Below are 13,002 nucleotides of genomic sequence, written 5' to 3'. Positions count from 1 at the left end.
TCAGAACCACTCATCCTGCATGCCCAGGCACACATCATCCCGCGCCTCAAGAATCGCCAGCTCATGGTGGCAACCCGGCACTTCCCACGTCAGAAAATACCGCGCCGCCTGTAGTTTGCCTTTATAGAAGTTCTCATCCGCCGCATTCCCTTTGGCCAACCCTTCCTCGGCATGAATCGCCTGTTCCAGCCAGCGCCAACCAATCACCGTGTGCCCGAACACTTTCAGGTACAGCGCCGAGTTCGCCAGGCTGCTGTTGACCTTGCCCTGGGCCAGATCGGTCAGCAGGCCGATGGTCACGGTTTGCAGGCGCGCCACCAGTTTCTCCAGCGGTTCGCGCAGCGGCGTCAGTGATTCATACGCCTGCGCCCGCTCGGTGGTGTCGGCGATCAGGCGGATCAGTTGCTTGAGCCCCGCGCCATCGTTCTGCGCCAGTTTGCGCCCCAGCAAGTCCAGCGACTGAATGCCGTGGGTGCCTTCATGGATCGGGTTCAGGCGGTTGTCGCGGTAATACTGCTCCACCGGATACTCACGGGTGTAGCCGTGGCCGCCGAGAATCTGGATCGCCAGTTCGTTAGCCTTGAGGCAAAACTCCGATGGCCAGGATTTGACGATCGGCGTCAGCAAATCCAGTAGCTCATGGGCCTGTTTACGTTCAGCTTCGGTTTCCAGCGTCGTGGTGTCGTCGAACAGCCGTGCCGCGTACAGCCCAAGGTCGAACGCGCCTTCGACGTAGGATTTTTGGGTCAACAACATGCGTTTAACGTCGGCGTGCTGAATGATCGCCACCGGTGCGGTGGTCGGATCCTTACTGTCCGGCACCCGACCTTGCGGACGCTCGCGGGCGTATTCCAGGGAATACAAGTAGCCGGCGTAGCCCAGCATCACCGCGCCCATGCCGACGCCGATCCGCGCCTCGTTCATCATTTGGAACATGTAGCTCAAGCCATGGTGCGGCTTGCCCACCATATAGCCGACGCACTCACCGTTATCGCCAAAATTCAGCGCGGTGGAGGTGGTGCCGCGCCAGCCCATCTTGTGAAACAACCCGGCCAGCAGCACATCGTTGCGCTTGCCGAGACTGCCGTCATCGTTGACCAGGAACTTGGGCACGATAAACAGCGAAATCCCCTTCACCCCGGCCGGCGCGTCTGGCAGCTTGGCCAGCACCATATGCACGATGTTTTCCGACAGTGGGTGATCGCCACCGGAAATGAAGATCTTGTTGCCCTTGAGTCGATACGTGCCGTCGGACGCTGGCTCGGCGCGTGTACGAATATCCGACAGCGACGAGCCGGCGTGAGGTTCGGTGAGGGCCATGGTGCCGAAGAAACGACCGTCGATCATCGGTTGCAGGAAGCGCTGCTTCTGCTCATCGGTGCCGAAGCTTTCAATCAGGTTGGCCGCGCCCATGGTCAGGAACGGGTAGGAGGTCGACGCCGCGTTGGCCGATTGGAAGTGCGCGAAGCAAGCCTGGGACAGCAATGTAGGAAGTTGCATGCCGCCGGCATCGAAACTGCGCGCGGCGTTGAGGAAACCGGCTTCGAGGAAGGCATCCACCGCCGTTTTCACTTCCGGAATCAGAATCGCCTGACCGTCCTCATAGCGCGGCTCGTTCTCGTCGCCCTTGCGGTTGTGCGGGGCGAAGAACTTCTCGGCGATGGTGCGGGCGGTGCCGATGGCGGCATCGAAGGTCTCGCGATTGTGCTCGGCGAAACGCTCACGCTGGGTCAGGCCCTCGGCATCGAGGACTTCATACAGCTCGAAAGCCAGATTACGGGAACTGAGCAACGTCTCGGACATGGCGGCCTACCTTTATTTGGGATGGACCGAGTCTAGGCGTGGGAATAGAGGCTGAACAGGATGATTGATGCGCGTGATGGAGAGGCAAAACAAGGGTAGGGCATGATCGTTCCCACGCTCTGCGTGGGAACGATCACAGCACCTATTGCAGGCCCCCGGTTTTATTACGGTTTACCCAATGGTCATCAAACTGGCATTGCCCCCCGCCGCAGCGGTATTGACGCTCAACGCCCGCTCGATCACCAGACGCTCCAGCGCAATGTTGGTATCACCCTGCGACAAACCATGAACCCCGACGATGGCGCCGGCACGCTTGGCCACTTGCTGGCACACCGCACGCAGCTGATCGGAGTGGCCATGATGCAGCACTGCATCCACCACCACTTCGTCCTTGGTCCAGTCGGCCACTCGCTTGATCCGCGCCTGAACTTCCTTCGGCAGGCGTGCGAACAAGGCCTTGCCCGGTTCAGCGTCCGGCCATACCGCGGAACCACCAACGGCCAATACCGCCGCCAGTTGAGTCAGCAGATCGCCTTCGACGTCCGCCAGGCACAGCACGTGTTCGCGCGGCAGGATGGCGTAGCTGTTGCGCTCGCCGGTCGGGCCGGCCAGCACGCGGGTGATCCCGCTCTGGGATTGCGCCGCGAACTGCACGCACAGGGCGCTCAGGTCCGTGAGCTTGTTGCTGTCGGCCCAGGCTTTCAGCGCAGTCAGCGGTTTGCTCATGGCATCACGCAGACGCACGTCCGGTGCAGCGATGGCGTCGCCGCGAGCGAAGGATTGTTCGATCGCATCGGTAGGACGTGTCGACAGCAGGCGGTACAGGTACAGCGGACCACCGGCTTTCGGACCTGTACCCGACAAGCCTTCGCCGCCGAATGGCTGCACGCCGACCACGGCACCGACGATGTTGCGGTTGACGTAGACGTTACCGGCGTTGACGTTGTCGATCACCTTGGCGATGGTCTCGTCGATGCGCGTGTGCACGCCCAGGGTCAGGCCGTAGCCGGACGCGTTGATCTGGCCGATCAACTGGTCGATGTCTTTGCGCTTGTAGCGCACCACGTGCAGCACCGGGCCGAAAATCTCCCGTTGCAGCTCGTCGAAGCTTTCCAGTTCGATCAGGGTCGGCATCACAAAGGTGCCGCGTTTGACTTCTTCGCTGTTGGCGATCGCCACCTGGTACACGGTGCGACCTTTGTCGCGCATGGCCTGGATGTGCTTCTCGATGCCGGCCTTGGCTTCGGCGTCGATCACCGGGCCGATGTCCACGGACAGGCGCTCCGGATTACCGAGGCGGCATTCAGCCATGGCGCCCTTGAGCATTTCGATGACACGGTCGGCGGAATCTTCCTGCAAGCACAGCACCCGCAGTGCCGAGCAACGCTGACCGGCGCTGTCGAAGGCCGACGACACCACGTCGATGACCACTTGTTCGGTCAGTGCCGAGGAGTCGACGATCATCGCGTTCTGACCGCCGGTTTCAGCGATCAGCGGAATCGGACGGCCTTGGGCATCCAGGCGACCGGCAATGTTGCGTTGCAGCAAGCGCGCGACTTCGGTGGAGCCGGTGAACATCACGCCTTTGACCCGATCGTCGCCGACCAGGCGGGCGCCGACGGTTTCGCCGCGGCCCGGCAGCAGTTGCACCACGCCTTCCGGAATCCCGGCTTCGAGCAACAGACGCACGGCTTGCGCGGCCACCAACGGCGTTTGTTCGGCAGGCTTGGCCAGTACCGGGTTACCGGCAGCCAGCGCCGCAGCCACTTGGCCACTGAAGATGGCCAGCGGGAAATTCCACGGGCTGATGCAGACCACCGGACCCAAGGGGCGGTGGGCATCGTTGGTGAAATCGTTGCGCGCCTGCACCGCGTAATAACGCAGGAAGTCCACGGCTTCGCGCACTTCAGCGATGGCGTTGGCGAACGTCTTGCCGGCTTCGCGAGCCAACAGGCCCATCAGCGGCTGGATCTCGCCTTCCATCAGATCGGCGGCACGTTCCAGGATTGCGGCGCGTTCGGCCGGTGGGGTGGCCTGCCAGATCGGTGCAGCGTTCAGTGCGCACTGGATGGCGTTGTCGACGTCGTCGACGGTGGCTTCCTGCACATGACCGACCACGTCACGCAGATCCGACGGGTTCAGGACTGGCGCAGGGGTTTCGCTGCTGGAGGCGCAACCGAGCATCGGCGCGGCTTTCCAGTTGTTGTGAGCGGTGGCCAGCAGGGCGCACGATAGCGAAGCCAAACGATGTTCGTTGGCCATGTCGATGCCGCTGGAGTTGGCGCGCTCGGCACCGTACAGGTCACGTGGCAGCGGGATACGCGGATGCGGCAGGCCGAAACCGCCTTCCAGCGTGGCCATTTGCTCGATGCTGGCCACCGGATCGGCCACCAGTTCCTGAATCGAAATCGACTGGTCGGCGATGCGGTTGACGAACGAAGTGTTCGCGCCGTTTTCCAGCAGGCGACGCACCAGGTACGCCAGCAACGTTTCGTGGGTGCCGACCGGAGCGTACACGCGGCACGGACGGTTCAGCTTGCCTTCGGACACTTTGCCTACAACCTGTTCGTACAGTGGTTCACCCATGCCGTGCAGGCACTGGAACTCGTACTGACCCGGGTAATAGTTCTGACCGGCAATGTGATAGATGGCCGACAGTGTGTGGGCGTTGTGCGTGGCGAACTGCGGATAGATGACTTCCGGCACCGACAGCAGTTTGCGTGCGCAGGCGATGTAGGACACGTCGGTGTACACCTTGCGGGTGTAGACCGGATAGCCTTCCAGGCCTTCGACCTGGGCGCGCTTGATTTCGCTGTCCCAGTACGCGCCTTTCACCAGGCGGATCATCAGGCGATGACGGCTGCGGCGAGCCAGGTCGATCACGTAATCGATCACGTAAGGGCAGCGCTTCTGGTAAGCCTGGATCACGAAACCGATACCGTTCCAGCCGGTCAGTTGCGGCTCGAAGCACAGGCGTTCCAGCAGGTCCAGGGACAGTTCGAGGCGGTCGGCTTCTTCGGCGTCGATGTTCAGGCCGATGTCGTATTGCTTGGCCAGCAGGGTCAGCGACAGCAGGCGCGGGTACAGCTCGTCCATCACGCGCTCATACTGGGCGCGGCTGTAACGCGGGTGCAATGCGGACAGCTTGATCGAAATGCCCGGGCCTTCATAAATCCCACGACCATGAGAGGCTTTGCCGATCGCATGGATGGCTTGTTCGTACGAGGCCAGGTACTTCTGGGCGTCATGTTCGGTGAGCGCGGCTTCACCCAGCATGTCGTAGGAATAGCGGAAGCCCTTGGCTTCGAACTTGCTGGCGTTGGCCAAGGCTTCGGCGATGGTTTCGCCGGTCACGAACTGCTCGCCCATCAGGCGCATGGCCATGTCGACGCCCTTGCGGATCATCGGCTCGCCGCTCTTGCCGATGATGCGGCTCAAGGACGAGGTCAGGCCGGCCTCATTGTGCGTAGACACAAGCTTGCCGGTCAGCAGCAGGCCCCACGTGGCGGCGTTGACGAACAGCGACGGGCTGTTGCCCAAGTGCGGTTGCCAGTTACCGGTGCTGATCTTGTCGCGGATCAACGCATCGCGAGTGCCTTTGTCCGGAATGCGTAGCAGCGCTTCGGCTAGGCACATCAGCGCCACGCCTTCCTGGGACGACAGGGAAAATTCCTGCAACAAGCCCTGAACAATCCCGGCACGGCCGCCGGCGCTCTTCTGATTGCGCAGTTTCTCGGCAATCGAGGCGGCGAGCTTGTTGGTGGCCTCGGCCATCGGCGCCGGCAGGCGCGCCTGCTCGATCAGCATCGGCACCACTTCCGGTTCCGGGCGACGGTAGGCGGCAGTGATAGACGCGCGCAGCACCGATTGCGGCAGGATGCTTTCAGCGAATTCCAGGAAGCACTGATGCGCGTGATCGACGTGGATCTCGCCCGCTTCGTCAACTTCCTTGCCGTTCAAACCGTTCAGCTCGGACAGGGTTGCACCACCCTCGAGTTTTTCCAGGTAATTGAAAATTGCCTGCTTGATCAGCCAGTGCGGCGTGCGATCAATCGAGGTCGCGGCGGCCTTGAGGCGTTCGCGGGTCGGGTCGTCAAGTTTGACCCCAAGGGTGGTGGTAGCCATATTTTTATCCTCATGTTTGCCACGACCGCGTGGCATCAGCTGACGGCAAGATTAGCCGTGCGTTGATCGAGGTGCAACCGGGTGCAACCCTTTTTTTGTCGGAATAATAAACAGCTCGTCAGGAAATAAATTCTGGTACACAAGTCCTGTGCCTGCTTGGTGCTTTTACTTCTAGTGCAACCTGAAAAACGCCCTAAAAGGGAGCAGAAACCGACCTTTCTCAAGAAAATCCGACTAGGTGCAACTTATTCGATCGAAACTGGTTGCACCTTATTTGCTTTGTTGAATAGCATTCGCGGCCAAGGTGCAACCGGTCAATAAGATCGGCGCGCCGGCTGATGGCTTTCCTGGGGAAACATCAGTCATAAATGCGCGGGATCCCGAATCGTCACTCAAACGTCGTCGTTTGCGAGCGGTTCACCAGCCGCCGCTACATAAAAACAATGCCAGGGCGTAACTCAATGAGCGTAAGCAATCCAACCCTGATCACGTTCGTGATCTACATCGCAGCAATGGTGCTGATCGGCTTCATGGCCTATCGCTCCACCAACAACCTTTCTGACTACATTCTGGGCGGTCGTAGCCTGGGCAGCGTCGTGACTGCACTCTCTGCCGGTGCTTCCGACATGAGCGGCTGGTTGTTGATGGGCCTGCCGGGCGCTATCTACATGTCCGGTCTTTCCGAAAGCTGGATCGCCATCGGCCTGATCGTCGGTGCTTACCTGAACTGGCTGTTCGTCGCCGGCCGTCTGCGGGTGCAGACCGAGCACAACGGCGATGCGCTGACCCTGCCGGACTACTTCTCCAGCCGTTTCGAAGATAAAAGCGGCCTGCTGCGGATCATCTCTGCGGTCGTGATTCTGGTGTTCTTCACCATCTACTGCGCTTCCGGCATCGTGGCCGGCGCCCGTCTGTTCGAAAGCACCTTCGGCATGTCCTACGAGACCGCGCTGTGGGCCGGTGCCGCGGCGACAATTGCCTACACCTTCGTCGGCGGTTTCCTGGCAGTGAGCTGGACCGACACCGTACAAGCCACGCTGATGATCTTCGCCCTGTTGCTGACGCCGATCATCGTGCTGCTGGCTACTGGCGGCATCGATACCACGTTCCTGGCCATCGAAGCGCAAGACCCAAGCAACTTCGACATGCTGAAAAACACCACTTTCATCGGCGTGATTTCGCTGATGGGCTGGGGTCTTGGCTACTTCGGTCAGCCGCACATCCTGGCGCGCTTCATGGCGGCGGATTCGGTCAAATCGATCGCCAACGCTCGTCGCATCTCCATGACCTGGATGATCCTGTGCCTGGGCGGCACCGTCGCGGTAGGTTTCTTCGGTATCGCTTACTTCTCGGCACACCCTGCGGTGGCCATGCCGGTGAGCGAAAACCACGAACGTGTGTTTATCGAACTGGCGAAAATCCTGTTCAACCCATGGGTTGCCGGTGTGTTGCTGTCGGCCATTCTGGCGGCGGTGATGAGTACGCTGAGCTGCCAACTGCTGGTGTGCTCGAGCGCCCTGACCGAAGACTTCTACAAAACCTTCCTGCGTAAAAGCGCTTCCCAGGTTGAGCTGGTCTGGGTCGGTCGCGCCATGGTGCTGCTGGTTGCCCTGATCGCCATTGCGATGGCGGCCAATCCGGAAAACCGTGTACTGGGTCTGGTCAGCTACGCCTGGGCAGGTTTCGGTGCTGCATTCGGTCCAGTTGTCCTGATCTCCGTGATCTGGAAAGACATGACCCGCAACGGCGCACTGGCCGGCATCCTGGTCGGCGCGATCACCGTGATCGTCTGGAAACACTTCGAACTGCTGGGCCTGTACGAAATCATCCCTGGTTTCATCTTCGCCAGCCTGGCGATCTACTTCGTCAGCAAAATGGGCGCACCGACCGCCGGCATGCTTCAGCGCTTTGCCGCGGCCGAGAAGGACTTCCGCCTGAACCAGTGAGGGGGATGAGCTGATGCTCTGACCTTTCGCCGAACATGAAAACGGCCCGCTTCCTTTTGGAGGCGGGCCGTTTTTGTTTGCGGGGAAAAATTCGCTGTTATCGATGCCGCCTTCGCGGGCAAGCCTCGCTCCTACAGGATTGCGGCAGACCGAATTGATGTGAACGACACAAATCTTGTAGGAGCGAGGCTTGCCCGCGAAGACGTCCGCCGCTTCAACGCACTACTTCTGACAGGAATGTCTGTAGTGCTTTATCCAGTTTTTTGAAGGAAAAATCCCTAAAAAAGCAGGGCAAATCTGATTTCCTTGTCCCTCCATCAACGCCCCTTGTCGCTCATGCAGAATCGCCCGCCTTCATTCTGCAGAGACACATCGGATGTTCGCGCCTGCCAATCAACCGCGTTTCACGTTGACCCTCGACGGCGTCCAGAATGAGCTCAAGGTGCTTGAGTTCACGGGCAAGGAAGCCATCAGCCAACCCTACCGCTTCGACCTGGAACTGGTCAGCGAGTGGCCCGACATCGAGCTCGAAAGCTTGCTGCATCGTCAGGCATTTCTGAGTTTCGATGCGCAAGGTTCCGGGATTCATGGTCAGATTTTTCGTGTCGGCCAGAGCGATTCCGGCCAGCGTCTGACGGGCTACCAAGTCAGTCTCGTACCACGTCTGGCGTATCTCGGCCGACGCATCAATCAGCGGATCTTCCAGCACAAAAGCGTGCCGGCGATCGTTGCGCAAATCCTCAAAGATCACGGCATCCAGCGCGATGCCTTCGAGTTTCGGCTCGGCAGCGATTACCCCCAGCGCGAATACTGCGTGCAATACGCTGAAAGCGATTTGGCGTTCATCCAGCGGCTGTGCGCCGAGGTCGGCATTCACTACCACTTCCAGCACAGCCCCGACGGGCACCTGCTGGTGTTCGGCGATGATCAAACGGTTTTCCCCCGTCTGCCCGAGCCGACGCTGTACCTGCCGGGTAGCGGGATGGCCGCGGATGCGCCGGCCATCAAGCGATTCAATGTACGGCTGGAAACCCGGACCAGCGCCGTCACCCGTCGCGACTACGACTTCCAGAAACCGCGTTTGCAACTCGAAAGCCGCCTCGACAGCGAGCAGCGACCGGTGTTGGAGGATTACCACTTCCCTGGCCAATTCAGCGATCGCGAACACGGCAAGCATCTGGCTCAACGAGCGCTGGAGCGGCACAACGCGGATTACCGTCAGGCCGAAGGTCGCGGCGACGAATCCGCTTTAGTCAGCGGGCATTTCCTACATCTGGCCGAACACCCGCGTCAGGCGTGGAATGACCTGTGGTTGATCACCGAAATCGAACACCGCGGCCGTCAACCGCAGGTGCTGGAGGAGTCGGCCACCAGCGACAGCCCGGATGATTTCCAGGGCTATCGCAATACCTTTCTGGCGACGCCGTGGGACGTTTCTTTTCGCCCGCCGCTGGGGCCAGAAAAACCACGCATGCTCGGCTATCAACCCGCCGTGGTCACCGGCCCGGCTGATAGCGAAATCCATTGCGACGAGTACGGTCGGGTCAAGGTTCAACTGGCCTGGGACCGTGACGGGCAGCTCAACGAGCACTCCAGTTGCTGGCTGCGCGTCGCCACAGGCTGGGCCCATGACCGTTACGGCAGCGTGATGATTCCGCGGGTCGGCATGGAAGTGTTGGTGGGGTTTGTCGACGCCGATGCCGACAAGCCGCTGGTGATGGGTTGTTTGCCCAACGCCGCGACCCCGGTGCCCCTCGATCTGCCGGCCGACAAGACCCGCAGCATTTTCCGCAGCCAGAGTAGTCCCGGTGGCGGCGGTTACAACGAATTGCGTATCGAGGATCGCAAGGGCGCCGAGGAAATCTACCTGCGCGCCCAGCGAAACTGGACTGAGCATGTACTGAACGATCAACAGGTGCAGGTCGATAACCAGCGCAGCATCGTCGTCACCGGCACCGCCCGCCATGAGTTGAAGGCTGACGAAAAACGCATCACCCACGGTCAGCGCCAGACCGAAGTGCGGCAGGACGATCATCTGGTGGTGATCGGCGACCGGCACATTCGCGTGACCAGTCAGGCCCTCAACGCCAGTCAGCAATTCCATGTCAGCGCCGGCCAGCAAGTGGTCATCGACGGTGGCGCCAGCGCGACCATTCAGGCGGGCGGGCAGTGGATCAACATCGGTCCCGGCGGGATTTTCAGCAGCGTGCCGATTCAGGTCGGCGGTGCACCGATGGCGGCCATGGCCTCTGCGCCGAGCTTGCCGGATGTGCCGCTGAAACTCGCAGCCGCCCCGGCGGCGCTGCTCAGTGCCGCACAAATACTCAGCCTGCAGAGCGACGCGCCGTTCTGCGAAGAGTGTGAGCGCTGCAAGGACGGTGTCTGTGCTGCCTGATGTTTTGTCGCCTCGCGCCTGGCTGGAGCGCCAGCCGCTGCTGCCGTCGGAGCAACTGTTCGCGATTTTCAGCAGTGCCAGTGCTGCTGAACCCTTTAAAGCCTGGCAGCGCTCGATCACCGCTCAAGCGCCGAGTCCGATCTGGGCTGGCACTGCGTATGCCGAGTGGGACGCGGTAATGCCCTATGTCGGAATCGTCGCTGCTGATGGTGAGTTTTTGGAGTGGGTCGCCACCACTGAGTCTCGCGATTGGGGGTGGTTGGCGGTTTCTTCTGCTTCTCAAGAAGCGCTGGTCGAGCATTTTCGCAGCCTCACTCAAGTTCTTTTGCCAAACGGCAACGCGGTGTTTTTCCGTTTCTGGGATGGGCGTTATTTGTTGCCGATTCTTCAGTCTGCCGACGTTAACGCCACGCAGTTAATGCCTGTCATCGACCGTTGTTTGATCAATGGGCAACCGCTCGATATCGGTGGCAGTGCATTGAAAAACGCTAGGGATTTTCCGTGGTGGGAAGTTTCTGAATCGCTGCTCAAACACCTCGCCACTGAGTCCGCCACAACCCGCATCAACAACTTGATGAAGTGGTTGAGCGAGGACCGCCCAGACCTCTACGAAGCATTTTCCGAAGGTGTGTTGCGACGCAAAGTCGCGAGCTTTCTTGAGACGCCCGACCTGCCTCAAGCGCCGAAATCAGCGTTGGTGGATTACCTGATGACGGAGCTTGACTGATGGATCAGATCGTACGGATCGAGCAGGAGCTCGACGGTTTTAAAGACACGCTGGTCTTGTATCGCCAACAGCTGGGCAAATTTTTGAGCCGGAATGCGGATAGGGCCAGCCGGACGATGGACATGCCCTCGCTGTTGGACATGGAGCGGGTGATAAAACTCGGCAATACCACGACTGCGGTGAGCAGTGGCGACGATGATTTTATCTCGGGTCTTGCGCAGTGTCCGGCTAGTGGAATTCTGCAGATCGAGAGCAAGTTCGAATCGGTCTACGACATTCCGTTGGGGAACATTCAGGTCGATGTGATTGCCACTGATGGCGGCGAAGTTACACCCATCACACTCGATGAAAACGGTCAGGGACAGTTCAAAGGCACTCCCGGCAAGTTCTACCGCGTTCATGTTCAGAGTGAAGTCACCCCGACTCAAATCGATGATCTTTTCTCCTCTTACAACGGCCTGACCCAGGAGCTGGAAGGCTGGTTGCGCAAGGAGTGGGAAGGGTTCAAGCCGCAATGGTCGCAGCAATCGGCATCCGCATCGTTGGCGGCGGTGGGCAATGGAATGCTCGCGGGAGGTTGGGCGGCGATTCAGGCGGTTTGGGATGGCATGGGTGAACTCGCCGACATCCTGAAAGACCCCAACGCCTATTCCGAGAAGCTGGGTGAAAGCGCCGGCAGACTTGCCGATCTGGCCGTAACCGCTCCAGACAAAATGGAAAAGGCCATGTTGCTGGCCAGCGACGAGGCGGCGCTGTGCTTGTTGATGCGCACCGCGACCTTGTGGCTGGAAGCATTGCCACCTTCGCAACTGGCCGGGGCCTCGGCTGAGGCGATTTCCAAGGTCGTGGTTGGCTTGGTCATCGACCTGTTGATTGGCTTGGTTCTGAGTGTGGTCGGGGTTGGCATTGCCTGGCTGACCGTACGCCTGGCCAAGTACAGCGCACAGATTTTCCAGGCCGTGATGGGCTTCGTGAAGTCGATGGTCACGATCATCAACAACTTCATGGAGTACGTTGATCGCTACAAAAAGGTCGCCGCGCGCGGTGTTGCGGCGGGCCTGAAAAAAGGCCGGATGCAACTGCGCTGGGATGCCAAGCGCAACACCACGCTCAAGCAAAACGAACACCACGACGACTCCCCGGATCAGGCGAAAAACCCCAACGGCGACAGCGCCACCTGTGCACCGTCGACCTGCAAAAATAACTGCCCGGTGTCGATGGTCACCGGCGAAGAACTGCTGACCCTCACCGACGGTGCGCTGGACGGCCTCCTGCCGTTCGACTTCACCCGGCTCTATCGCACCAGCGCCGCCGAGATCGACTGCGGCCTCGGCTTTGGCTGGAGTCATTCGCTCGCCCATCGGCTGGAAATCGACGGCGACACCGTCATCTGGATCGACCACGAAAACCGCCGCACCACGTTCCCGCTGCCGGGTGCCGAACGCCCGGCGATCCACAACAGCCTGTCCCGGGCGGCGATTTACCTCGGCGCTGACCCCGAAGAACTGATCCTCGCCCAGGCCGGCGACGACACGCGGTTCTACCACTTTCACAACGGTCGGCTGACGGCGATCAGCGACGCCTACGACAACCGCCTGCGCATCACCCGCGACCGTCAGGAGCGCATCCAGCGCCTCGACAACGGCGCCGGCCGTGCCTTGCTGTTGCGCTACGACCGCGCCCACCTGATCGCCGTCGACTACCAAAGTTTCCGCCCAGCCCAGACTCTCGCCGAGGCCTGGCACACCGAGCAGACGCTGGTCAGTTACCACTACGACGAACGCGATCAACTGATCGAAGCGAGCAACGCCGCCGGGGAAAGCGAGCGTTACGACTACGACGACCAGCATGTGATTTTGCAGCGGCAACTGGCCGGTGGCGCGAGTTTCTTCTGGGAATGGGAACGGTCTGGCAAGGCGGCCAGATGCGTGCGGCATTGGGCGTCGTTCGCGCAGATGGACACGCGTTATGTCTGGGACGATCAGGGCAGCGTCACGGTCCGGAAC

General features: G+C 60.4%; 6 protein-coding genes. 4 read left to right on the top strand and 2 right to left on the bottom strand.

The window, feature by feature from the left end; all coding sequences use genetic code 11:
* Together HCU66_RS01580 and putA are read right to left on the bottom strand one after the other, a co-directional pair.
* Positions 1 to 1,803: an acyl-CoA dehydrogenase gene (locus HCU66_RS01580; protein WP_205886712.1), complete on the bottom strand. Its 1,803-nt coding sequence runs from the start codon at positions 1,801 to 1,803 to the stop codon at positions 1 to 3.
* A 171-nt stretch (positions 1,804 to 1,974) separates the two neighbouring features.
* Positions 1,975 to 5,928, bottom strand: coding sequence for a trifunctional transcriptional regulator/proline dehydrogenase/L-glutamate gamma-semialdehyde dehydrogenase (gene putA, locus HCU66_RS01575; protein WP_205886711.1), 3,954 nt, complete (start codon positions 5,926 to 5,928; stop codon positions 1,975 to 1,977).
* 461 nt (positions 5,929 to 6,389) lie between these two features.
* Here putA and putP point away from each other — a divergent pair, with 461 nt between their 5' ends.
* The 4 genes from putP to HCU66_RS01555 all read left to right on the top strand — a co-directional run.
* Positions 6,390 to 7,874, top strand: a complete 1,485-nt coding sequence (gene putP, locus HCU66_RS01570) for a sodium/proline symporter PutP (RefSeq protein ID WP_205886710.1) — start codon at positions 6,390 to 6,392, stop codon at positions 7,872 to 7,874.
* A 376-nt stretch (positions 7,875 to 8,250) separates the two neighbouring features.
* Complete coding sequence (locus HCU66_RS01565; protein ID WP_205886709.1) at positions 8,251 to 10,269, top strand: type VI secretion system Vgr family protein; 2,019 nt, start codon at positions 8,251 to 8,253, stop codon at positions 10,267 to 10,269.
* A complete protein-coding gene (locus HCU66_RS01560) occupies positions 10,259 to 10,996 on the top strand; it encodes a DUF4123 domain-containing protein (protein WP_205886708.1) in 738 nt (245 codons plus the stop codon). The genes HCU66_RS01565 and HCU66_RS01560 overlap by 11 nt, the downstream gene beginning before the upstream one ends.
* Positions 10,996 to 13,002 (top strand): DUF6531 domain-containing protein (locus tag HCU66_RS01555; RefSeq protein ID WP_205886707.1); only part of this gene is annotated, 2,007 nt, incomplete at its 3' end. The genes HCU66_RS01560 and HCU66_RS01555, both read left to right, overlap by 1 nt.

It is taken from the genome of Pseudomonas frederiksbergensis (genome assembly GCF_017114915.1).
Taxonomy (GTDB): domain Bacteria; phylum Pseudomonadota; class Gammaproteobacteria; order Pseudomonadales; family Pseudomonadaceae; genus Aquipseudomonas; species Aquipseudomonas frederiksbergensis_I.
The sequence above is the reverse complement of the archived record's forward strand: the minus strand, read 5'-3'. Positions and strand labels throughout refer to the sequence as shown.